Below are 22,550 nucleotides of genomic sequence, written 5' to 3'. Positions count from 1 at the left end.
TCCATCCTACAAGGGCGATGCCCGTGTTTTACAGAGGATCGCGTAAATTAAAGCATATTTATTTCGCGGATCGACTCGCCATAGTCCGATTTGGCGCAAGTCATTGGCTAAACTGACCCCATGGCAACTAGTCTGCACGCTCATGTGGTTGAGCACCTCGGCTCTCGCATTATCAGCGGGCAAATTCCGCGCGGCTCCATTATCCTCGCCGCCGACCTCGAGCAGAAGCTCCAGGTCTCGCGTTCGGTGATCCGTGAAGCCATCCGCGTTCTGGCCCAATGCGGCCTAGTCACCAGCACCAAGCGCGTGGGCATCCGCGTGCTGGGGGCCGAACGCTGGAACCCCTACGACGATCATGTCATCCGCTGGCGGCTGGCCAGCGACCAGAAGGGCGCACAGCTGCGCTCGCTGACCGAGCTGCGCATTTCCGTAGAGCCGATGGCCGCGGAACTGGCTGCCGAGTTCGCCCCCGAAACGATGCGCAAGGAGCTGATGATGCTCTCGGCGCAGATGAACCATTACGGGCGCCAAGGCGATTTGCGACGTTTCCTGGAACTGGATATCCGATTCCACGCTGTGGTGCTGGCCGCCTCCGGCAATGAGATGTTTGCGAACCTCTCCACCCCGATCGGAGCGATTTTGCGCGGCCGCACCGAATTGGGCCTGATGCCTGAACGCCCGCACGAGGAAGCCCTGCTCTGGCACCAGTCGGTCGCCGATGCCATCTCCAATTCGGACTCCGCCAGCGCGCGGAAGAACATGGAAAGCATCATGCGCCGGACGCACAACGAGATCTGCAGCCTCTGGGACGGCGCGCCGCGCTTGTTCGTGGACCCGGCCAAGAGCGCCCAGTAACCCGGCATTCCCTTCTTAAATGCGAATCCGCCGGGGCAGCGATGCAGATCGCTGCCCCGGCGGATTTTTTGTCCTGCTCGCTGCCCTTAGTTAGGCCAGCGCGGTCGCCAGGCCGTAGAGCACCATGACGCAGGCGAAGCCGACCACCGATACCAGCGCCTGGCCAACAGTCCAGACCTTCAAGGTGGTTGGCACATCGATGTCCAGGAAGCGCGAGATCAGCCAGAAGCCGGAGTCGTTGACGTGGCCGGCGAAGACCGAGCCTGCTGCCAGCGCCAGCACCATGGCGGCGACCTGGAAAGCGGTCAGCGAGGCATCCGCCAGCACCGCCGGCTGGACAATGGCGGCCGCAGTGGTCAGCGCTACTGTTGCCGAGCCCTGGGCCAGTCGGACGATGGCCGCGATCAGGAAGCCGGCGACAATCAGCGGCATGCCCACCGATTCAAGCGATGTGGCAATGGCGTTGCCGATGCCGCTGGCACGCAGCACGCCACCGAACATGCCACCAGCGCCGGTGATCAGGATGATCGAGCAGACCGGGCCCAACGCGGAGTCCACGATGGTCTCGGTCAGGGTCTTATCCTTGCCCTTGCGGAAGCCCAGAAGGAACATTCCCAGCAGCACGGTGATCAGCAGGGCCACCGGAGTTTCACCCAGCAGACGCAGCCAGCGCACCCAGGAGGTTTCCGGGTCCACGACGCCGGCTGAGCCGAGCATATTCAGCCCCGTGTTCATGAAGATCAGCAGCAGCGGGAGCAGCAGCAGGCTGAACACCGTGCCCACGGAAGGAGAGGACTTGAACTCGTCCTTAGATGCGCCGTTGCCCAGTGCCGTATCCAGGATATTCGGTACCGGGATGTTGAACTTCTTGCCGACAAACTTTCCAAAGAGATGGCCTGCAACGAACCACGTTGGAATCGCGACGACCAGGCCGAGCACCAGCACGAGCCCGACGTTGGCTTCCAGCAGGCCGGAGGCGGCCACAGGGCCCGGGTGCGGCGGAACGAAGACATGCATCACCGAGAATGCGGTGGCCGATGGGATGGCGTAGAGCAGCAGCGAGCCGCCCAAGCGGCGGGCCACGGTGAAGATGATCGGCAGCATGACTACCAGCCCGGCATCGAAGAAGATCGGGAAGCCGAAGAGCAACGACGCAACCGACAAGGCCAGCGGTGCGCGCTTCTCGCCGAACTTGGAGATCAGCCAGCTGGTCATCACATCGGCGCCGCCACTGGTTTCCAGCATGCGTCCGAGCATTGCGCCAAGGCCGACCAGCAAGGCCACACTGGCCAAGGTGGATCCGAAGCCGCTGGTCAGCGTCGTAATGACCGATTCAGCAGGGATGCCGGAGGCCACCGCGGTCAGCAAGCTGGTGAGCACTAGTGCGAGGAACGCGTGGACGCGGAAGCGGATAATCAGCACCAGCAGCAGCGCTACCGCACCGACCGCCAGCATCAGGAGCCCGGGCGTACTTAACGTCCAGTTCAGTTCAAGCTCAGTTGTCATTGTCTTCCTTGATCAATGGGAGGCTTATGCCATGGGTGGTCTGTGGATTGCTGCCAGCGCACTGCGCTAGGACAGTTTGGCGATCAGCTGTCGAACGATGTCCTCGGGGCTATCGGCAATGTCGGCGCTGAGCACAGGCTCGTCCGCAGCTGGGGCCTCCAGCGTGGCCAGCTGGCTGTCGAGCAGGCTGGTGGGCATGTACTCGTGCGAGCGCGCGTTCATCCGATCGCGAATCAGGGTCGGGACACCGGTGAGGTGGACGAAGATCGTCGCTGGCTCCAAGCTGAGGATGAGATCCCGGTAGCTGCGCTTGAGTGCGGAACAGGCGATCACCAGCGGCGCCTGGCTTTGCTTGCTTTCGGACAGCTTGGTGCCGATCAGCTGCAGCCACGGCTCGCGGTCAGCGTCATTCAGAGACTGACCGCTGGCCATTTTTTCCTTGTTGGCCTTGGGGTGCAGGCTGTCGCCATCGATGAACTCATGATGCAGCTGGTCAGCCAGCATCTTTCCGATGGTGGTTTTGCCGCTGCCCGAGACACCCATTACAACAAGGGGCGGGACCTGTTCACTCATCCATTTACTCCGTCGTACGTGAACCTAATATATGACTTATGCTGTATCCAAAGTCATAAAGTATGATTTAACTAGAGTAAGAGTGGCGGCCGATGCTGTCAACAGGTCGCACCTGGTCCATTGCGGACGATTCTGCAAAACATGTGACCATAGAGGGAATTCCCGACTCAATTGGCCCTAGGTTCAAGCATGGCTTGAACCCAGCCTTAGAAAATGCTGAATTTCTGCGATGTCACTGTAGAACCCCAGCTCAATGCCATGTACTCTCGGTTTTTAGGTGGATCGAACCCGACCACTGCACAGTCTGACCATTGGAGCGAATCATGGGATTCATTGGATGGATAGTTTTGGGCTTGATTGCCGGAGCGATCGCAAAGGCCATTCTGCCCGGCAAGCAAGGTGGCGGCTGGATCGCTACCCTGATTCTCGGCGTCGTAGGCGCCCTACTCGGAGGCTGGATCGGAAGTGCTATCTTCGGTGAGGGCGTGGATGAGTTCTTCTCGATCTCAAGTTGGCTTCTTGCCATCGGTGGCGCCCTGATCGTCTTGGTCATTTGGGGCTTCATCACCAAACGACGGGCATAACGCTCCTCCCGAGGGACCATTGTCCCGCGGATCTTGAATTCCCGCCGAGCAGCAGTACCAACTGCTGCTCGGCGGGTTTTTCTCTTGTGTTGGCTACTTCACCCGCAGCAGCTCAGAGCCCACGGCTTCCCTGCGCAATTCGAAAAGCAGAAGGCTCCCCTCCGTGTCCGAGGCTTCCCCAAGTGCGGTATGGAACACCTTGAAGCTCAGTACCGCTGGGCAGTTGCGTGCGAACATCTGGGCCACGGCAGCAGGCCGGGACCGCTGGCCCGGGGCGTCGAAGACCATATCGGTAAATCCTTCGGGAACCCAGCGTGCACCAAGGTTGTCGTCGCCATCCAGGGAAGCTTCCTGCTGCTTTTCCCAGCGTTCAACGATCCGTTCTTCCGAGACATCTTGCGGCGCGTACGCCTCCACGATCTGAATCTCGTATCCGGCCTCCTGCAGCTGAGCTGCCAGCTTCTGTGCTGAATCCTCGGACGCAAGGACCTTGTCAATGACGACATTCAGCCCTTGCTCGAAGCATGCGGCACGCAGGTTCTCGCTGAGCATGGAAGATTCCTCATGCACCAGGCTCGCCATGTCCATCGGGAAGAACTGCTCACCGCGCTGCTCGCGCTCTTTGACTTCCCGAGGCTTGAAGAATCCTTCGTAGGTTCCGTCTTCTTGCGCTTCGCGCATCAGATTCGCCTTGAATTCATCGGCATCGATCACCACATAGTCATCTTCATGACCGCCAAGCAGTTCGCGCAGCAGGCTGCTCTTGCCGGCTCCCGGAGCTCCGGCAAGCACAACAGCTTGGCGCTGCGCTTGGGCGCCGCCCGCTGCCCGCAGTTCCTGGTCGATCAACCGCCGATGCAACTGGTCGCGTTCCCCGATCGCCTTCCACGAGCCCGGGGCCACTTCTTCGAACCAGTCAGGGTTGCGCACGGAGATGAACGGTGAATCATTGGCCAGCACTTCTCCGGGCTCATTGAGTTGAGCAATAGTCTTCAGGTGTTCGGTGATTTCTTGGTCATCTGCCATATTCGAATCCTAATCGGGATTAATCGCGATGACCCCACAGCACGCTGACAGCCGATTATCGTATAGTTCGATGATGGGCCCAGTGCCCGCGCACGACGTTAAGGAGACCCATGGCTACCGCACCGCTACCATCTGCAGGCAAAGGCCGAGCCGGGCGAACCTTCGCGCACATCGGCACCGAGCGTACTCGCTGGCGCGGGCTGATCCATGCCTGGTCCACCCCGGGCATTATCATCATGAGCCTGGTGCTGGTCGTACTGGCCAACGGACGCTTGGCGGAATGGACCACCGCGGTCTTCGCGCTCTGCTCGATCCTGCTCTTTGGCACCTCGGCGCTTTACCATCGTGGCAACTGGACCGACAAGGTCATGGGGCTCTTCCGCCGGGCCGACCATGCGAACATCTTCCTGCTCATTGCCGGCACCTACACTCCGGTAGCGGCATTGACCTTGCCCGGTCCGCAGGCGATCATCGTGCTGTCCGTCATCTGGGCCGGTGCACTGGCCGGCATTGCCATCAAGTCATTCTGGCCCGCGGCACCCCGCTGGGTTGGAGTCAGCCTCTACATCCTGCTCGGGTGGGGCGCATTGATGCAGTTGCCAGCGTTCTGGGCCGCGAACCCCGCGGTGATGATCCTGATTCTCGCTGGCGGCTTGGCCTACACGATCGGCGCGGTTTTCTACGCCACGAAGCGGCCAAATCCGCTGCCGAGCATTTTCGGATTCCACGAGCTCTTCCATGCCTGCACCGTCATGGCCTTCCTGTGCCACTGGACGGCTGTGCTTCTGGTGGCCCTATAAGCGCGCGAACCCACTGGAAAAAGCGATCGCCGCAAGCTCCACGAGGAAGCTTGCGGCGATCATTGGCTGAATCCCAGGCCGGACTAGCGCTGGCCGTAGCGCTTTCGCACGACCACGAGGCCGATCAGCGAAATCACGGCGATTGCCATGTAGTACAGGCTCGGTGCATCCAGCGACCCGGTCAGGTCCAGCAACCAAGTCAGTACCAGCGGGGCAATTCCGCCCAAAAGGGTCACGCCCACGTTGTAGGCCACCGACAGGCCCGAACCACGGATGGCAGCCGGGAAGAGGTTGGAGAGCAACGCCGGCAGCGGACCGAAGTAGAAGGACATGATCACGCCGAGAACCGCGATCACGATCACCATCACGATCACGCTCGGGTTCGACGTCATCAGCTTGAACAGCGGATAGGCCAGCACGAACGCCGCGACCGCCGCGTAGGTCATCACCCGGGCCGGGCCAATGCGGTCGGCCAGATGGCCCACCAGCGGGACGCCGCACAACGTGATGATGCCCGCCGAGATGCCGCCCAGGAAGGCCGCGTCGGCAGGGATCTTCAGGTTCGTGACGGCGAAGGTCGGCATGTACAGGATCATGTACACCGAAATCGTGGCCACGCCAATGGTAGCCGCCGCGGCCAGCAGGCGGCCGTAGTGCTGGGTGAACAGCGTGCCCAGTGGCGATTTCTCCTTGGCGGCGGAAACGAACTCGTCGGTCTCATCCAGCTTGGCGCGGATATACAGGCCCACCGGCCCGATCAGCAGGCCAACGAAGAACGGCACGCGCCAGCCCCAGCTCTCCAGGGCTTCCTGGCTCAGGCCGGTGGTCAGGAAGTAGCCGAAGGCAGAAGCCAGCAGCATGGATGCACCCTGGCTGGCGACCTGCCACGAAGAGTAGAACGCCTTCTTGTGCGGTGCGGTTTCGATCAGGAATGCGGTGGCCGTGCCGAATTCGCCACCGGCAGAGAAGCCCTGGATCATGCGCGAGAGCAGGATGATCAAGGCACCCGCCACGCCTGCCACCTCATAGGGCGGCGCCACGGCCATGATCAGCGTACCGAGCATCATCAGGCCCAGGGTGAGGGTCAGCGCGTTCTTGCGTCCCTTGCGGTCGGCGTAGCTGCCCAGCACCATGCCGCCCAGGGGGCGGATCAGGTAGGAAATCGCGAAGGTGGCGAAGGTGAGAATCAGCGCGAACGTGCCGTCCGATTCCGGATAGAACACCTTGGCAATGGTGGTCGCGAAGGTGGCATAGACAATGATGTCGAACCATTCCAGCGCCGCGCCAATGGAACTGGAGATGACCGCCTTGCGGGCTTTGACGATCTGCTCGGGTGTCGCCTTCACCTCGGCGCTCACGAGCTGACCTGCGCAATCAGCGAATCGATGAAGTTCTCGCACGCCACGATCTGCTCCAGCTCGATGTATTCGTCCGGAGCGTGGGCTTGGGCGATATCGCCAGGACCGCACACCACGGTGGGGATGCCGGCCGCGGCGAACAGCCCGGCCTCCGTGCCATAGGTGACCTTTTCATCGGTGGCAATGGCGCCGCAGGCGGCCGCGAAGGACACGATCTCTTCCTCCGCAGCGGTATCCAGTCCCGGAGCGCCCGCCTGCTGGGAGAACTCCACGGAGCAGCTCGGGTTCTGCTCGCGCATCTGGGCTTCCAGCTTGGCCGCTTCTTCGCGCAAGCGCGCGGTCAGCGCCTCGCGGTCCACCACCGCGAGCGAGCGGTACTCGAAGAACACCACCGCCTGCGAGGGAATGGTGTTCACCGCGATGCCGCCGTCGAACTTGTTCACGTTCATGGTGGTGGTCGGTTCGATGAATGCTTCATCGCGCGGGCCATGGTTGCGCAGCTCGGCCGAAACCTCCTCGACGAAATTCGCGAAGCGCAGCGCATAGGAAATTGCGTTGACTCCCTCGGAAGGCAGCGAGGAGTGCGCTGCGACGCCGTTGAATTCGGCGCGGAAAACGTTCATCGACTTGTGGCCGCGGATCGCCCGCATGCTCGATGGCTCCCCCACGAAGCATCCGCGAGGCGCCAGCTTCTCGTCAACAATTCTCTGCACCAGCGACACCGCGCCGACGCAGCCGACTTCTTCGTCATAGGACAGTGCCAGGTGGATTGGTTCGGCAAGTTCTGCGCCGGTGAGCTGGTCCAGCTTGGCCAGGATCACCCCGAGGAAGCCCTTCATGTCGCAGGTGCCGCGGCCATAGAGCTTGCCTGCGCGCACCTGGGCGTCGAATGGATCGCTACTCCATTTCTGCCCGTCCACTGGCACCACGTCGGTGTGCCCGGAAAGCACAATGCCGCCTGTGCGGGTTCCGTCGGCGGCGGGGATGGTGGCCAGCAGGTTGGCCTTGGTGCCCTCTTCGTTGTGGATCAGCTGGGAGCTGATGCCATAGGCGTCCAGCTTCTTCACGACATTCCCGATCAGCGCAAGGTTGCTGTCGCGGCTAGTGGTGTCCACGGCGATGAGCTCGTGGATTTCTTTCATGCTTGCTTCGCTGGGCGCGGGCATTTCAGCTCCTGGTTCTAGGCGATGATGCTATGGATTCATGTTTCCATATTGCTCCCGCACCACCTAGAAGATGTCAAAGAATGGCCTCTGGCTAGTCGGGAATAACACCGGCACCACGCAGATAGTGCATGATCGCGTTTTCGAAGGCGGTTTGCTGGTCCACGGGTCTTGCCGCTTGGCCCAGCGCGGCCGACAGGTGGGGGTAGCGGCCTGTTTCCAGCTGCGCGAACAGGGCCGCCGGGTCTTCGGGCCGCTGCTGGCTTTGCTCATTGAGCGCAAATGCTGCGGTGATGGCGTTGAGCATCGCCAGGCAATGCAGCTTGGCCCCTGCCTCCAGCCCGCTGCCTTCCAAGGCCGCTAATCCACGTTCCAGGTAGGCCAAGGCGTTCGGCCCCACGGACGACTTGCCCATGGCCAGCAAGGGCACCCAGGGATGCCTGCGCATGATCTGCAGGCCCTGGGTGGCCAGGCCGAGAAGCTGCTGGGCAGCCGAACCGGCCAGCGATTCCAGTTCATATTCCGCGCTGATCTGCTCAACCATGAGTCCGGTGAGCTCCTCATGGGACTCAACGTAACGGTACAGGGAGGCGGCTCCTGCTCCGATCTTTGCAGCGACGGCTCTGATGGATACCGCTCCCATGCCTTCTTCATCGGCCAGCACGATCGCCGCCTGGGCGATTTTGGCCCGGGAGTGCCGGGGCCTGGGCCCGGTGCGAGGCTGATTGCCGGTCATCGCCCGTCCTTTCCCGCAGGGCGCGTCGCGCGCCGTGCTCTGGCTGTATAGTTAACAGCGAACACTGTTCGCATTTAACTCTACAGGAGGAACCATGCGCTTGCTGATGATCGCACCGGGAACACGAGGCGATGTCGCGCCGATGGCCGGCCTCGGCCAGAAGCTGGCGCTCCATGGTTTCGTTGTATCCATTGCGGCAAACCCGGCATACAAGGACCTTGCCGTTTCCGCAGGCTGCCGATTCCGGGAGCTCCCCGGCGACATGGGCGCCTTGGTCAAGCCGGCAGCTCCGGGCGCTAAGGCCAGCCCCAAGGATCTGCGCCGGTACCTGCGGGAGCTCCGGGACTATTTCGAACTGGCAGCTACCGGAACGATGGCCGCAGCCGAGCGAGGTGCCGATATCATCATGACCAATGCGGTAGCACCCTATGCCTACGACGTGGCCGAGGCCATGGGCATCCCCGCGATCGGCGCGCACCTGCAACCCATTGAACCCAGTGCAGCGTACTTGCCCATGGCTTTGGGTGCATCACGCAGCTTCGGGCCACTGGGCAACAAGCTGCTCGGCCAGCTCTTCGCCGCTTCCAAGGCGCCGTACGACCTCCCAGCAAAGCGGGTACGCGAATCCCTGGGATTGCCCGCGCGCAGCCGTATTGCCTCCGAACGCCTTCGCCGCCAGCACCGGAGCCCCATTCTCCACGGCTTCAGTTCAGTTATCGTTCCCCGGTCCGCTGATTGGCATGAGGGGATCGTCAATTGCGGGTACTGGTGGCCGCCAGCCGATCCGGCATGGACACCGTCGCAGAGGCTGCTCGACTTCATCGACGAGGGGCCGGCGCCAGTCTTCATTGGCTTCGGCAGCACGCAGGCGCTGGAACCGGACTTCATCACGGATGTTGCCCGGCGCACCGGAAGACGGACTATCGTGCAAGGGGAACCGGAAATCGACGAACCCGGCATCCTGGGCATCGGCGCGGTACCCCACCACTGGCTGTTTCCGCAGATGGCGGCCGTCGTGCACCATGCCGGGGCCGGCACCACGGCCGCTGGCCTGCGGGCAGGCGTCCCTGCAGTTCCGGTTCCGGTCTTCACCGACCAGCCGTTCTGGGCCCAGCGCATCCACCGGCTCGGCGCGGCTGCCGAGCCCATTGCCTACAAGCACTTGACTGCGCAGCGGCTCGCGTCCTCAATTACCGGAGTCCTGGCCAATGAGGACCTGGCCGATGGCGCCCGGCGAATTGCCCGGCAGCTGGCAGCCGAAACGGACAGCTCGATTCCAGTGATAAGGATCCTCGAACAGCTGGGCGCCAGGCACCGGCCCAGCTAGCCTGGCCGGGACCGGTAGAATTGGAACTCCAGCCCCTCGCAACAGAACAGCTCATGCGCGGTTGCCATGCGCTTGAGCAACGCTGATCGACAGGGCCATCCCATCGCTTCCCATTCCGCCACCGCCCCTGTGACCGTTTCCTGGGACCACGAAGGAACCAGCACCACAGCCATCTGGCTGTCCGCCAATTCCCGCCGGGCACCAGCACACATCGTGGTGGCCGATGACCGCTTGAGCGCGGATGCGGCCATGCGCCACGCGGCCCGCGGCACGGCCATGCTGTGGACCGGCGACTTCCACAACGCCAAGCAACTGCTTGCCGCCATGGACCGGCGCATGGCGGCCGCCAACGCGGCCAAGGCCAGCAGCGCGAAGGCCAAGAAAAAGGTCCTGGATGATGCGCAGAAGTTCTACGCCATCCGGCAGGCCCGGGCCCAGCGTTCGCGGATGCTGTCGCTGATCCTGATTCCCTTGGATTTCCACGCCGAGGACGGCCTGGCCGTCCTGGACTTGCCCCGGGCGCCGATCGTCGGTCCGGCGGTGGCATTCGGCTACGAGCAGGCCGCGGACCTGGCTGGACACCTGGCTGTGGCCAGCCTGCAGGAACTAGCTGGCATGCTCAGTGCCCACCAGTGGTTCCTGAAGGGTGTGGACGTTCCGGCACTGGGAGCGAAAATCCACCCGGCCTACGGGACGTTCATGCCCACCCGTCAGGAATATGTGGATCTGGTGGCGGTGGCTCCGCTGGAGGACCTCTCGCTGGCTTTCGACATCGGCACCGGAACCGGAGTGCTCTCGGCAGTGCTGGCCCGCCGCGGAGTCAAGCAGGTCATCGGCACCGACATCCACCAGCGCGCGGTGGACTGCGCCAACGACAACTTCGCGCGCTTGGGTATTTCCGGCGCCGCCCGTGCGCAACTGACCAGCATGTTCCCCGAAGGCCGGGCCCCGCTGGTCGTGTGCAATCCCCCGTGGCTTCCGGGCAGCGCGCCGAGCACCCTGGATGCGGCTATTTACGATCCCGAGAGCAAGATGCTGATGCAGTTCCTGCGCGGATTGCCTGGTCACCTGACCGAGAACGGCGAAGGATGGCTGATCATCTCGGATCTCGCCGAGCTGCTGGGCTTACGTACCCGCGCGCTGCTGCTGGAGGCCATCGAGGCGGCAGGCCTTGAAGTCATCGACAAGATCGACACCGCGCCAAGGCACCACCGCGCACAGGATGCCCAGGACGTGCTGCATGCGGCCCGTTCGAAGGAAGTCACTTCATTGTGGAGGCTCAAGGCCAAGTAGCCCCGAGTGCGTTCCATGCAGAAACGGCAAAGGTGCCCGCGGAATTCGCGGGCACCTTTGCCGTTTAAGCTCCTGCGTGCCTGTTGCTACTTGTCCAGGCCGTCGCGTACGTCCTTGGCCGCATCCTTGACTGACTCGCCGGCCTGCTTGGCTTTCGCAGCGGCTTGGTCCTTAACGCCTTCAGCCTGCAGGCGTTCATTGCCGGTCGCATCGCCTACGGATTTCTTGGCCTTGCCCGAAACTTCTTGCGCCTTATTCTGGATCTTATCGCCTAGGCCCATTGGAAAATCTCCTTCTGCAGTTGATTCGACAGCGTACCTTCTCCAGCCTAATGGGCCGCGCAGATGATTCACCTGTCCCGGGCCTCTGCATTAGCTGGCAGATTTTCCCGGTTCCTCCCCGGCTGCGCAATTGCGTGTATCCTTACGCGTTCGTCCGGCGATCACACCGCATCCAGCAGTGCGCGAAGCTGTTCCTTGTACTCTTCGAAGGCGGTTCGCCCAGCGCGGGTCAAGGCAATGTAGGTCACTGGGCTGCGCCCCTCCAGGATCTTGTCCACCTTCACGTAGTCAGCGTCTTCCAGCTTGCGCAAATGCGTTGCCAGATTACCCGAGGTCATCGACAGCAGGCCCTGCAGCTTGGGAAACGAGATGCTGTCTCCGGCCCGCAAGGTGTCCAGGACCGTGACGGTCCTCAGCCGTGCCTGGGCGTGGATCAGCGGGTCAAGCTCCTGCATGCCCACCCCGGATCAACGCTCCTGAGACCAGTTCCGGCTTGCTGCCGTGCAGCAGGCCCAGCACGATGAATCCCAGCCCGCCAACGGCACCGGCCAAGAGGTTCAGCGGTGCCGGCACGGCCAGTGAGAGCAGGGCAATAGCCAGGATCCAGGACCCGAAGACCAGCTGGGCCCGGTCGTTGAAGAGCACCGAGCCGGCAACCACGAGCACGCCGATCACCAGGCACAGGCCGGTGAGGGCAAAAGTCGCCATGCCCATTGAGCTCAGCCCCTCGACATGCAGCCGCCAACCGAGCAAGGCGGTGATGATCATGCCCAGGCTGAAGGTGTTGCCGTAGATCGCTCATTGCGCCATCGACGGACCTTTGGTCCCCGAACCGCGCTTGGCCGAATGCACGGCGGAAATCACGATCGCAATGAGGAATGAGGCAACTGCGGTGCCGATGCCAACCGCCGGCGGCAGCAGCGGCGCAGACTCGTGCCCCACCGTTTCCTGACCACGGCAGAAGCCGCAGGCCAGGGCCTTTCAAGAGCGATTGCACGTCGCATGGAAGCGAAGTGGATTTTTCCTGCAGCGCTCGGTTTGCGCTTGGCGCTATTTGCGCCCGAGCACGGCCACCAGGAAATCGGCGGCAGGCAAATGGAAGTTCCAGGTCGAATAGCGTTGCTGCAGTGCCAGCCCCGCCTCCAAAGCGTCGGCCTCGAAGTCATCGAACCCGTAGCCGCGTCCCGAGCCGAAGCCGATGATCATGCGCCCGTCCGCCGCCAGATGCCCGCGCAGTTGCTGCAGCGCCGGGCGGCGTTCGGACTCGGAGAGGAAGGTGACGACATTGCCGGCAGAAACTATCAGGTCGAATTCCTGGTTCTCCCCCGCTGCGTCAGCGATGGTGAAGTCAGCCAGATTGCCGACCTGCCATCGGGCTTTGGGGTAATCTGCCCGGGCAACATCGATTAAATGCGGGTCGAGGTCCACGCCAACCACTTGGTGCCCTTGCTCGGAAAGCCAGCCGCCGATCCGCCCGGTCCCGCATCCGGCATCCAGAATTCTGCTACCCCGGGCAACCATCGCGTCAACGGCGCGAGCTTCCCCAAAAATATCCTGGCCTTCGGCGGCAAGCGTGCGCCAGCGCTGGGCAAAATTCTGCGAGTGGTCCGGGTTCTTGCGAACGGTGGCGAGCCAAAGGTTTTCTTCTGGTGCAGTCATGCATCCAGTTTCGCACTTTCGCTGGCATCCGGCGATTGGCTGGCGCCGGCCGGGAATACGAAGAAGACCGCTTCAATCACTCTTTCCAGAGTGATTGAAGCGGTCTTCGTTTTGGTGGGCCCTACCGGGATCGAACCGATGACATTCACGGTGTAAACGTGACGCTCTACCAGCTGAGCTAAAGGCCCTCCTGCAGTGTGTGAAATCGGGAAGTTTCTTTCCTTCAGTCCTTCGCTGCAACAAGTAATAATCTAATGCATCCCGGACTGACTTGGCAAATTGAAATGGAGGTTTTCATAGAAGAGTGCCGAGCGTCACCACATCGCCTGATCTTGGAACCTACTCTCCAGTGGCGTTGCCGGCAAGTTCGAGGCTGTTCGCATGCACGGGTAATCCGCAATCGCCAGCATCGCCCCCACACCTGCTTATTCCACGCTGCACCACTGGGACCAGCGCCACCGAGGCGCGAGCTCAGTCCAGCGCGGAAGAACACGAGGCGCCTGGATCTGCGGACTTGCCCCGCAGGTGGAAGCGAAGCAGCTCGATGAGCGATAGCACGTACCAGGAAACGGTGATCGAAGACGACGCCGCCACCCTCCACGGGGCATTGGAAAACAGCGATGCCAGATCGCTGTACCGGGTTCGCAGATTCGAAGCACCCTCCGGTGCCGCGCAAGGGCCACCGGCTCAGCCACGCTGGCTTCGGACGACAATGCCAGGAGTCCAGCGTCATCGAGGATCAAATATTCAATGAAGCCGGCACTATGGGCACCGCAGGACTTGCCCGAGTGGAAAAATCGCCTCAAGGAGACAAAAAATCCCCGATCCGAATGGATCGAGGATTCTTATTTGGTGGGCCCTACCGGGATCGAACCGATGACATTCACGGTGTAAACGTGACGCTCTACCAGCTGAGCTAAAGGCCCTTACCATGTTCGCTTTTGCAAGCCAACGAGGAATAACTCTACACAGGTTTCTGCGTCCGGGCAAATCGGTGAGCCGACTTTTTTCGTGAACTGGAGCACAGCCCATATCGGCACGCTAAACGGCGCGTTCCACTGCCGCCTTGTAATCATCAATGCTTCTTGGCTGCGTCATCTCGCTGCGGAAAATATCGCGCACTTCACCGTCAACCAGGTACAGCGTCAATCTGGCCGCGACCCCACGCTCAGGGTCAAAGGCGTCGGCCTGTTGCGCCACCGCCCCATGAGGCCAAAAATCGGCCAGCAGCTCGAAGTCCAAGCCAAGCGACTGCGCATAGTTGCGCAGGGTGAATTTATGGTCCACCGAAATGGCCACGATGCGCACCTGGTGCTGCGTGAAGAATTCGGAGTGCTCTTGGAGTGTTGCCAGTTCCGACCCGCATACCCGCGAAAATGCCCAGGGATAAAAGACAACCAGCACCCGGCCGCTAGACAGCCCGGTACTGGTTATCGTTTCGCCGTACTGATTTTCCAGCGAGAAGTCGAACAGGCGTGAACCTGTTTGAATCATTAGTTCTTCTTACGCGGGGCGAGGCGGATTGCGGACCAATCCTCCGAAACGCCTTCACTAGTAGTTACATGCAGGCCAGCGGTTGGCGCCTCCTGCTGGATAAGTGCTGGGGATACATGTCCCTCGCGGCCCTGCTTAGGAGTAAGCAGCCAAACGATGCCACTCTCGTCCAAGCAGTTCAGCGCGTCCATCAATGCGTCAACTAGATCTCCATCGCCGTCGCGCCACCAGAAAATGACTGCGTCGACAACGTCATGGTCCTCTTCGGTGAGCAGCTCTGAACCAATCAGGTCCTCGATCGATTCGCGCAGATCGTAGTCCACGTCATCGTCGTAACCCAGTTCCTGAATAAGGTCTTCATTAGCGAAGCCCAATTTTTTGGCGGGCTCCAAGTTTGCCGATACGGCGTCGCTCACTTCATTCCTCCTGCTGGTGCAAAGCGTTACTACCAACGAAACACGGTTTTGCCGCTCCGTTCAAGCGCTACAGCGATAACACGCCGAACAAATATAACCCACATTCCAGTGACCCGCATCATATTGACATGGCCATCGGGAAGTTAGCTCCCGTACCTAGTTGCGCAAGTCACTTCAAATATCTGATTTAAACCGGTTCTTGCTGGAAAACGCGCCACAAAACTGGATCGTTTAACACTAGAGTTGCATATGAACCGGCAGTGCACATCATTCCAGTGCTACTGCACCCGTTGTCCCAATACCGATGCACCGCAGCGCAAAACTGCACAGCGTCGGAGCCGCAATTCAATCAAGGAGCTTCCGTGGCTGTAGAGGAACACATCTCCCAGATCCGTAGCGGGTTGACTTACCAGCTGTCCGATCGGGATCCTGAGGAAACTCAGGAATGGATGGACTCGTTTGACTCCCTCGTAGAGACCCAGGGCACCGAGCGTGCCCAGTTCATTATCCGCTCGCTGCTGCAGCGTGCAGGTGCCAAGTCCGTGGGCGTGCCGCACGTGACCACCACCGACTACGTGAACACCATTCCTGTGGACCAGGAACCAGAATTCCCGGGCGACGAGGCCATCGAGCGCCGGTACCGCGCCTTCATGCGCTGGAATGCCGCCATCATGGTGCACCGCGCCCAGAACCCTCATATCGGCGTTGGCGGGCACATCTCCACCTATGCCGGTGCAGCGACCCTGTATGAAGTAGGTTTCAACCACTTCTTCCGCGGCAAGAACCACCCAGGCGGCGGCGACCAGGTCTTCTTCCAGGGCCACGCCTCGCCAGGCATGTACGCCCGCGCATTCCTCGAAGGCCGCCTGTCCGAAGAGGACATGGACGGGTTCCGCCAGGAAAAGTCGAAGGAAGGCCACGCGCTTCCTTCCTACCCTCACCCGCGTTCCCTGCCTGACTTCTGGGAATTCCCAACCGTCTCGATGGGCATCGGCCCAGCTAACGCCATCTACCAGGCGCAGCTGAACCGCTACCTGCAGAACCGCGGCATCAAGGACACCTCGGACCAGCAGGTCTGGGCCTTCCTGGGCGACGGCGAAATGGACGAGCCGGAGTCGCGCGGCTTCCTGCAGCTGGCCGCCAACGAAAAGCTGGACAATCTGAACTTCGTCATCAACTGCAACCTGCAGCGCCTTGACGGCCCGGTTCGCGGCAATGGCAAGATCATGCAGGAACTGGAAGCCTTCTTCCGCGGTGCCGGCTGGAATGTCATCAAGGTTGCTTGGGGCCGCGAGTGGGATGCTCTGCTCGAAGCAGACAAGACCAACGCGCTGGTTGACATCATGAACCAGACCCCGGATGGCGACTACCAGACCTACAAGGCTGAGTCCGGCGCATTCGTTCGCGAGCACTTCTTCGGCCAGCGTCCGGAAACCAAGGAATTGGTTGCCGACATGAGCGACGACGAGATCTGGAACCTGAAGCGTGGCGGCCACGATTACCACAAGGTCTACGCCGCCTACAAGGCTGCTGCGGAGTTCAAGGGCAAGCCGACCGTTATCTTGGCCAAGACCGTCAAGGGCTACGGCCTGGGTTCGCACTTCGAGGCTCGCAACGCGACCCACCAGATGAAGAAGCTGACCATGGAGGACTTGAAGAAGTTCCGTGATCACCTGCGCATCCCTATCACCGACGAGCAGCTCGAAGCGGACCTCTACACTCCTCCGTACTACCGCCCAACCGAGGATTCGGCTGAGTACAAGTACATGATGGAGCGCCGCGAGGCCCTGGGCGGTTCGGTGCCTACCCGCCGCCAGGAAGCTTCGAAGAAGCTGGCCCTGCCAGGCGAGAAGACCTACGCGATCGCCAAGCGCGGTTCGGGCAAGCAGCAGGCGGCCACCACCATGGCCTTCGTGCGCCTGCTCAAGGACCTGATGCGCGACAAGGAATTCGGCCACCGCATCGTGCCGATCGTGCCAGATGAGTCCCGTACCTTCGGCATGGACTCGTTCTTCCCGACCGCGAAGATCTACAACCCGGGCGGCCAGAACTACCTGTCCGTGGACCGCGACCTGGTCCTGGCCTACAAGGAATCCCCTCAGGGCCAGCTGATCCACCCGGGCATCAACGAGGCCGGCGCTGTCGCAGCCTTCACCGCTGCCGGCACCAGCTACTCGACCCACGATGAACCGCTGATCCCGATCTACGTGTTCTACTCGATGTTCGGCTTCCAGCGCACCGGCGACCAGTTCTGGGCAGCCGGGGACCAGATGACCCGTGGCTTCATCATCGGCGCTACCGCCGGCCGCACCACCCTGACCGGTGAAGGCCTGCAGCACGCAGATGGCCACTCGCCAATTCTGGCCTCGACCAACCCTGCTGTGATCACCTACGATCCGGCCTACGGCTACGAAATCGGCCACATCATGCGCTCCGGCCTGGAACGCATGTACGGCGGAACCCACGCCGATCCGAACGTGATGTACTACCTGACCGTGTACAACGAGCCGATCAGCCAGCCAGCTGAGCCGGAGAACGTTGACATCGAAGGCATCATCAAGGGCATCCACCTGCTCAAGGAAGCTACCACCGACGGCCCGCGCGCACAGCTGCTGGCCTCGGGCGTGGCCGTGCCATGGGCGCTGGAAGCCCAGGCCATCCTGGCCGAGGAGTGGGGCGTTTCGGCTGATGTCTGGTCGGTCACCTCGTGGAACGAACTGGCCCGCGACGGCCAGCGCGCCGACGCCGACGTGCTCGTGGATCCATCGAAGCCGCGCCGCACCCCGTACGTGACCTCGAAGCTGGAGTCCACCCCGGGCCCAGTCATCGCGACCACCGACTACATGCGCGCCGTGCCCGAGCAGCTGCGCCCGTACGTGCCAGGTGAATTCCACACCCTGGGCGCAGACGGCTTCGGCTTCTCGGACACCCGTGCCGCGGCCCGCCGCTTCTTCAAGATCGATGCGCACTCGCTGGTCGTGCAGACCTTGCAGTCGCTGGTTGAGCGCGGCGAAATCCCTGCGGACACCGCAGTGAAGGCGCACGCCAAGTACGACCTGAATAACGCTAACGCCGGCCAGTCCGGCAACGCTGGCGGCGACGCCTAGGCCCCAGGGTCCAGGTGCCCGGAGCTTGCTCCGGCGCCGCATTGAGCAGCTGCCCGATGACGAGGTTTTCCTCGTTGCCGGGCAGCTGGCTCATTTAATCTCACCTTTACCTGCTGTGCCGGGCGCGGGGGAAGAAAAGAAACTAAGCTGGAACCCATGAGTCCTGAAATGGATGCCGCCGCAGCTCCGAAGAACCGTCCCAGCCGATCCCAGGCACCCAGCAGTGAAACGCTCAAGCGACTCAAAAGCCATATTGGCGTCCTGTCCACCACCGCGCTGAAATACCTGGACCAGCAACTGCCCTGGTACCGATCGCTGGCGCCCAATGAGCGCGCCGCCTTGGGACTGATCGCCCAGAAGGGCATCTCCACCTTCGTTACCTGGTACGAGGATCCCTCCTCCACCCCGTCCTGGGTGGTGACCGACGTCTTCGGCGCCGCTCCCACGGAGCTGACCCGATCCATCTCCCTGCAGAAGGCCTTGGGCCTGTTGCGCACCATCGTGGAAGTGGTCGAATCCCAGGTGCCCGACATCGCCGCCGAGCATGAGCAGGCAGCCCTGCGCGAAGCGGTGTTGCGCTATTCGCGCGAGGTCGCTTTCGCCGCCGCCGATGTCTATGCCCGCGCCGCCGAAACCCGCGGCGCCTGGGACTCGCGCTTGGAGGCCCACGTGGTCGACGCGGTGCTGCACGGCGAGGCCCACGACTCGCTCTCCTCGCGCATTGCGGCCATTGGCTGGAAGTCGCAGAAGAATATCCGCATCCTGGTGGGCACCACCCCTTCGTCCAACCCGGCCACCTTCGTCTCGGCCCTGCGCCGTATTGCCATCCGCTACTCGCGCGATTCGCTGGTGGGCGTGCTCGGCGACCGCTCGGTGCTGATGCTTTCGGACACCAAATTCGAAGAAGCGGATCTGAGCCGGCTGACCCGGTTCTTCGGGCCCGGCCCGCTGGTCTACTCCCCCATGGCTCCGACGGTGAAGGAAATGCACCACGCCGCGGTGGCAGCCGTGGCGGGATTCAGCGCCGCCAAGGCCTGGCCGCAAGCACCGAATCCGGTCGGTGCCGATGACCTGTGGCCAGAACGCGCCTGCAACGGCGATGAATTGGCCCGCACGGCGCTGGTGGACCAGGTCTACATTCCGCTGCAGCAGGCCTCCAATGGCCTGGCTGAAACGCTCTCCAGCTACTTGGCGCTCGGCCACTCGCTCGAAGGCACCGCCCGGGAACTGTTTGTCCATGCAAACACGGTGCGCTACCGGCTCAAGCGGGTCAGCGAAGTCACCGGTTGGGATCCACTGGTTCCCCGGGATGCCTTCGTCCTGCAAACCGCGCTGCTTTTCGGACGGCTCCACGAATCGAACTTGTAGGCTTCAACCAAAGAGCGTCGAGCTCCCGACACCGATAATTCCGAGTTGATCGCGCATTACAGCGGAATTCAGCTTCTGGATACGCTAGGCTTTTGTAGAAATCCTACAAACAGTCACCACGAGCTTGGTACTCAAATGAAGCGCCAAAAGCTCCCAACATTTGGAAAGCTGTAAGAGTGTTAGCAATCGTTTGCCCCGGACAGGGCTCCCAGACCCCAGGTTTCCTCACCGAATGGCTCGACGTCGAGGGCGTGGCCGAGCATTTGCAGGCGCTCAGCTCGATCACCGAGCGCGACCTCACCGCCCACGGCACCACCTCCGATGAAGAGACCATCAAGGACACCGCCGTCGCCCAGCCGCTGATCGTCGCTGCCGGCCTGGTCACCGCCCGTGCGCTCTTTGGCAGCTCGCTGCCGGCAGGCGCCGTTGTGGCCGGCCACTCGGTTGGCGAGATCACCGCGTCGGCCCTGGCCGGCGCGGTGGACGAAGCTGACGCCATGAATTTCGTGAAGGTCCGCGCCAACGCCATGGCCGAAGCCGCTGCGGCGGCTCCGACCGGCATGGCAGCAGTGCTCGGCGGCGACCCGGATGAGGTCCTGGTCAAGCTCGACGAACTGGGCCTGACCCCGGCCAACGCCAATGGCGGCGGCCAGATTGTGGCCGCAGGAACCATGGAGCAGCTCGCGGCCCTGGGCGAGAACCCGCCGGCCAAGGCTCGCGTGATCCCCCTGAAGGTTGCCGGCGCATTCCATACCGCGCACATGCAGCCCGCAGTTGGCATCCTGGAGGAACTGGCCGGAACCATCACCCCGAAGGAACCAGCGGAAACCCTGCTCTCGAACTTCGACGGCAAGGCCGTAGCCGATGGCCAGGCGAACCTCGATTCGCTGGTCGCCCAGGTATCGCGTCCGGTCCGCTGGGACCTGTGCATGCAGACGCTGGCCGAAGCTGGCGTGACCGGTGTGCTGGAACTGGCACCGGCCGGAACCCTGGTGGGATTGGCCCGCCGCGGGCTCAAGGGCGTGAAGACCCTGGCGGTGAAGAGTCCAGCGGATCTGGAAGCTGCCAAGACGTTCATCGCCGAGCACACCGCCAACTAGGCTTTTGCGCCGTTCACAGATTGTGCACGCCGGGAACGTCATGTTGCGTCCGCCGAGCGCGTCTCTGGCCTAAGCTTTAAACCGACGAAACGTGCCGCGCATTCTTGATGCGCCACCAAAGTTTCATTAAGCCGGCTGGAACCGGTTCCTGGAAACAGGATCTGCACCCAGCCACAAAAATGACCGGAGTCCTCCGGCTAAGAAGAAAAGGAGCCATCCATGGCTAGCAACGAAGAAATCCTGGCGGGCCTCGCCGAAATCGTCAACTCCGAGACCGGCCTGGACGAAGCAGACGTGCAGATGGACAAGTCCTTCACCGAGGACCTGGACATCGACTCGATCTCGATGATGACCATCGTCGTTGAGGCTGAGGAAAAGTTCGAGGTCAAGATCCCTGACGAAGAGGTCAAGAACCTGAAGACCGTCGGCGACGCCGTCAACTTCATCGCTGCGGCACAGGCCTAAGCTTCCCGGCGTTTTTCGCCACACCGTTGTGCGGGCAAGCCGCGCACACCGGCCGGTACGTCAAGCCGGCCCCCTGAATTTCCAAGCACAGTTCTTATTCGCACAGTAGAGAGTTTGATGATGGCGCGCAAAGTAGTGATCACCGGTCTCGGAGCCACCACCCCAATCGGCGGGGATGTCCCCACCCTATGGGAAAACGCCCTCAAGGGCGTCTCCGGCGCCGTAACCCTGGAAGATGACTGGGTTAAGGAATACGACCTGCCGGTCACCTTCGCCGCCCGCGCTGCTGTGCAGCCGACCGAGGTACTCTCCCGCCCGGAGACCAAGCGCATGGACCCATCGACCCAGTTCGCTGTGGTTGCGGCCCGTGAAGCCTGGGCCGACTCAGGCCTGGTCAAGGAAGAGATGGACCAGAACAAGCTGGCCGTTGCCTTCGCTACCGGCATCGGCGGCGTCTGGACCCTGCTCAACGCTTGGGACACCCTGCGCGAAAAGGGCCCACGCCGCGTCCTGCCCATGACCGTTCCAATGCTGATGCCTAATGGCCCAGCAGCTGCCGTGTCGCTGGACCTGGGTGCCGCCGGTGGCGCGCATACCCCGGTTTCGGCTTGCGCTTCGGGTACCGAAGCGATGCACGTTGGCCTGGAGCTGATCCGTTCGGGCAAGGCCGATGTGGTCATGGTCGGTGGCGCAGAAGCCGCGATCCACCCCATGCCGATGGCCGCCTTCGCGTCCATGCATGCACTCTCACGCCGCAACGATGATCCGACCAAGGCTTCGCGCCCCTACGACACCGACCGTGATGGCTTTGTCATGGGCGAGGGCGCTGGCGCGCTGGTGCTGGAAGCCGAAGAGCATGCAATCGCCCGCGGCGCACGCATCTACGCCGAGCTGGCAGGCTCCTCGGTCACCTCCGATGCGCACCACATCACCGCACCGGATCCAGAAGGCATGGGTGCAACCCGTGCGCTGAAGGCTGCCATGTTCGATGGCCGCATCCAGCCAGAGGACGTAGTCCATGTGAACGCCCACGCAACCTCCACCCCAGTTGGCGACAAGCCGGAATACGCTGCGCTGAAGAACGCCCTGGGCGATCACCTCGAGAACGTGTGGGTATCCGCGACCAAGTCGCAGATGGGCCACCTGCTAGGCGCCTCCGGTGCCGTGGAGTCCGTGCTGTGCGCACTGGCCATCTACAACCGCAAGGCCCCGGTGACCATTAACCTGGACAACCAGGATCCAGAGATCCCGTTGAAGGTCGTCACCGGCCAGCCTGCGCAGCTGCCTGCAGAGGGCTCCATCGTTGCGCTCAATAACTCCTTTGGCTTCGGCGGCCATAACGCCGTGGTCGCCATCCGCAGCGTCTAGCCGTTCCGGCAGCTGCAGGCGAGCGCGCCATTGGGCTGGTTGAAGATTACTCTTCAACCAGCCCAGTGGTC

The 22,550-nt window shown here is 62.1% G+C and carries 24 protein-coding genes and 2 tRNA genes; 10 read left to right on the top strand and 16 right to left on the bottom strand.

The annotated features are described in order from the left end of the window. The first annotated feature begins 120 nt into the window (after positions 1-120). Complete coding sequence (locus ACIQTS_RS09520; RefSeq protein ID WP_400288947.1) at positions 121-855, top strand: FadR/GntR family transcriptional regulator; 735 nt, start codon at positions 121-123, stop codon at positions 853-855. A gap of 90 nt (positions 856-945) precedes the next feature. Here ACIQTS_RS09520 and ACIQTS_RS09515 read toward each other — a convergent pair whose 3' ends face one another. Then, positions 946-2,361, bottom strand: coding sequence for a GntP family permease (locus ACIQTS_RS09515; protein ID WP_400288945.1), 1,416 nt, complete (start codon positions 2,359-2,361; stop codon positions 946-948). A gap of 66 nt (positions 2,362-2,427) precedes the next feature. Next, positions 2,428-2,934 (bottom strand): gluconokinase, encoded by a 507-nt coding sequence (locus ACIQTS_RS09510; protein ID WP_400288944.1) that lies wholly within the window; start codon positions 2,932-2,934, stop codon positions 2,428-2,430. 323 nt (positions 2,935-3,257) lie between these two features. Between ACIQTS_RS09510 and ACIQTS_RS09505 the strand changes: the two genes are divergently transcribed. Further along, positions 3,258-3,518 carry a GlsB/YeaQ/YmgE family stress response membrane protein gene (locus ACIQTS_RS09505; RefSeq protein ID WP_105657761.1) on the top strand — a complete coding sequence of 87 codons (261 nt, stop codon included), beginning with the start codon at positions 3,258-3,260 and terminating at the stop codon, positions 3,516-3,518. A 93-nt stretch (positions 3,519-3,611) separates the two neighbouring features. On the opposite strand, the gene ACIQTS_RS09500 is transcribed toward ACIQTS_RS09505, so the two are convergent. Beyond that, positions 3,612-4,544 (bottom strand): zeta toxin family protein, encoded by a 933-nt coding sequence (locus tag ACIQTS_RS09500; protein WP_400288942.1) that lies wholly within the window; start codon positions 4,542-4,544, stop codon positions 3,612-3,614. A gap of 110 nt (positions 4,545-4,654) precedes the next feature. On the opposite strand from ACIQTS_RS09500, the gene ACIQTS_RS09495 reads away from it, so the two are divergent. Beyond that, positions 4,655-5,344 carry a hemolysin III family protein gene (locus ACIQTS_RS09495; RefSeq protein ID WP_181148856.1) on the top strand — a complete coding sequence of 230 codons (690 nt, stop codon included), beginning with the start codon at positions 4,655-4,657 and terminating at the stop codon, positions 5,342-5,344. Positions 5,345-5,427: 83 nt separating this feature from the next. On the opposite strand, the gene ACIQTS_RS09490 is transcribed toward ACIQTS_RS09495, so the two are convergent. The 3 genes from ACIQTS_RS09490 to ACIQTS_RS09480 form a co-directional block, all read right to left on the bottom strand. Then, positions 5,428-6,702: an MFS transporter gene (locus ACIQTS_RS09490; protein ID WP_105657759.1), complete on the bottom strand. Its 1,275-nt coding sequence runs from the start codon at positions 6,700-6,702 to the stop codon at positions 5,428-5,430. After that, the gene (gene argE, locus ACIQTS_RS09485) at positions 6,699-7,868 is read right to left on the bottom strand and encodes an acetylornithine deacetylase (protein WP_402472980.1); all 1,170 of its coding nucleotides are present in this window, start codon (positions 7,866-7,868) and stop codon (positions 6,699-6,701) included. The genes ACIQTS_RS09490 and argE overlap by 4 nt, the downstream gene beginning before the upstream one ends. Positions 7,869-7,959: 91 nt before the next feature. Then, on the bottom strand, positions 7,960-8,601 hold the full coding sequence (locus ACIQTS_RS09480) for a TetR/AcrR family transcriptional regulator (protein ID WP_402472978.1): 642 nt from the start codon (positions 8,599-8,601) through the stop codon (positions 7,960-7,962). A 94-nt stretch (positions 8,602-8,695) separates the two neighbouring features. Between ACIQTS_RS09480 and ACIQTS_RS09475 the strand changes: the two genes are divergently transcribed. Both ACIQTS_RS09475 and ACIQTS_RS09470 read left to right on the top strand, forming a co-directional pair. Further along, entirely contained in the window at positions 8,696-9,928 is a 1,233-nt protein-coding gene (locus ACIQTS_RS09475) for a glycosyltransferase (RefSeq protein ID WP_402472975.1), read from the top strand. 66 nt (positions 9,929-9,994) lie between these two features. Beyond that, on the top strand, positions 9,995-11,221 hold the full coding sequence (locus ACIQTS_RS09470) for a methyltransferase (protein ID WP_402472973.1): 1,227 nt from the start codon (positions 9,995-9,997) through the stop codon (positions 11,219-11,221). Positions 11,222-11,307: 86 nt separating this feature from the next. On the opposite strand, the gene ACIQTS_RS09465 is transcribed toward ACIQTS_RS09470, so the two are convergent. The 9 genes from ACIQTS_RS09465 to ACIQTS_RS09425 all read right to left on the bottom strand — a co-directional run bounded on the left by ACIQTS_RS09465 (position 11,308) and on the right by ACIQTS_RS09425 (position 15,071). Further along, positions 11,308-11,502 carry a CsbD family protein gene (locus ACIQTS_RS09465; RefSeq protein ID WP_105657755.1) on the bottom strand — a complete coding sequence of 65 codons (195 nt, stop codon included), beginning with the start codon at positions 11,500-11,502 and terminating at the stop codon, positions 11,308-11,310. 161 nt (positions 11,503-11,663) lie between these two features. Further along, positions 11,664-11,957 (bottom strand): transcriptional regulator, encoded by a 294-nt coding sequence (locus tag ACIQTS_RS09460; RefSeq protein ID WP_402473347.1) that lies wholly within the window; start codon positions 11,955-11,957, stop codon positions 11,664-11,666. After that, the gene (locus tag ACIQTS_RS09455; protein WP_402472971.1) at positions 11,944-12,270 is read right to left on the bottom strand and encodes a hypothetical protein; all 327 of its coding nucleotides are present in this window, start codon (positions 12,268-12,270) and stop codon (positions 11,944-11,946) included. Before ACIQTS_RS09455 ends, ACIQTS_RS09460 begins: the two co-directional genes overlap by 14 nt. Positions 12,271-12,300: 30 nt before the next feature. Continuing rightward, the gene (locus tag ACIQTS_RS09450; RefSeq protein WP_402472968.1) at positions 12,301-12,444 is read right to left on the bottom strand and encodes a hypothetical protein; all 144 of its coding nucleotides are present in this window, start codon (positions 12,442-12,444) and stop codon (positions 12,301-12,303) included. Between the two features lie 108 nt (positions 12,445-12,552). After that, on the bottom strand, positions 12,553-13,161 hold the full coding sequence (locus tag ACIQTS_RS09445; RefSeq protein WP_402472966.1) for a class I SAM-dependent methyltransferase: 609 nt from the start codon (positions 13,159-13,161) through the stop codon (positions 12,553-12,555). 112 nt (positions 13,162-13,273) lie between these two features. Next, positions 13,274-13,349: transfer RNA gene (locus tag ACIQTS_RS09440), tRNA-Val, on the bottom strand. 662 nt (positions 13,350-14,011) lie between these two features. Then, positions 14,012-14,087 (bottom strand) — tRNA-Val (locus tag ACIQTS_RS09435). A gap of 115 nt (positions 14,088-14,202) precedes the next feature. Continuing rightward, positions 14,203-14,655 carry a redoxin domain-containing protein gene (locus ACIQTS_RS09430; protein WP_402472964.1) on the bottom strand — a complete coding sequence of 151 codons (453 nt, stop codon included), beginning with the start codon at positions 14,653-14,655 and terminating at the stop codon, positions 14,203-14,205. Then, positions 14,655-15,071: a DUF3052 domain-containing protein gene (locus tag ACIQTS_RS09425; RefSeq protein ID WP_105657750.1), complete on the bottom strand. Its 417-nt coding sequence runs from the start codon at positions 15,069-15,071 to the stop codon at positions 14,655-14,657. The genes ACIQTS_RS09430 and ACIQTS_RS09425 overlap by 1 nt, the downstream gene beginning before the upstream one ends. Positions 15,072-15,433: 362 nt before the next feature. On the opposite strand from ACIQTS_RS09425, the gene aceE reads away from it, so the two are divergent. After that, positions 15,434-18,178: a pyruvate dehydrogenase (acetyl-transferring), homodimeric type gene (gene aceE, locus ACIQTS_RS09420; RefSeq protein WP_105657749.1), complete on the top strand. Its 2,745-nt coding sequence runs from the start codon at positions 15,434-15,436 to the stop codon at positions 18,176-18,178. Here aceE and ACIQTS_RS09415 read toward each other — a convergent pair. Then, positions 18,138-18,272, bottom strand: coding sequence for a hypothetical protein (locus ACIQTS_RS09415; RefSeq protein ID WP_286134540.1), 135 nt, complete (start codon positions 18,270-18,272; stop codon positions 18,138-18,140). The genes aceE and ACIQTS_RS09415 overlap by 41 nt on opposite strands. 62 nt (positions 18,273-18,334) lie before the next feature. Between ACIQTS_RS09415 and ACIQTS_RS09410 the strand changes: the two genes are divergently transcribed. The 4 genes from ACIQTS_RS09410 (at position 18,335) to fabF (ending at position 22,479) form a co-directional block, all read left to right on the top strand. Continuing rightward, positions 18,335-19,546, top strand: a complete 1,212-nt coding sequence (locus tag ACIQTS_RS09410; protein WP_105657748.1) for a CdaR family transcriptional regulator — start codon at positions 18,335-18,337, stop codon at positions 19,544-19,546. Positions 19,547-19,722: 176 nt separating this feature from the next. After that, the gene (locus ACIQTS_RS09405; RefSeq protein ID WP_402472960.1) at positions 19,723-20,646 is read left to right on the top strand and encodes an ACP S-malonyltransferase; all 924 of its coding nucleotides are present in this window, start codon (positions 19,723-19,725) and stop codon (positions 20,644-20,646) included. Between the two features lie 219 nt (positions 20,647-20,865). Next, a complete protein-coding gene (locus tag ACIQTS_RS09400) occupies positions 20,866-21,111 on the top strand; it encodes an acyl carrier protein (RefSeq protein ID WP_105657746.1) in 246 nt (81 codons plus the stop codon). Positions 21,112-21,231: 120 nt separating this feature from the next. After that, positions 21,232-22,479, top strand: coding sequence for a beta-ketoacyl-ACP synthase II (gene fabF / locus ACIQTS_RS09395; RefSeq protein ID WP_402472957.1), 1,248 nt, complete (start codon positions 21,232-21,234; stop codon positions 22,477-22,479). Positions 22,480-22,550 lie beyond the last annotated feature (71 nt).

The sequence above is a fragment of the Glutamicibacter sp. NPDC090743 genome, from assembly GCF_044769125.1.
Lineage (GTDB): Bacteria > Actinomycetota > Actinomycetes > Actinomycetales > Micrococcaceae > Glutamicibacter.
This window is presented reverse-complemented; position numbering and strand designations above follow the sequence as displayed.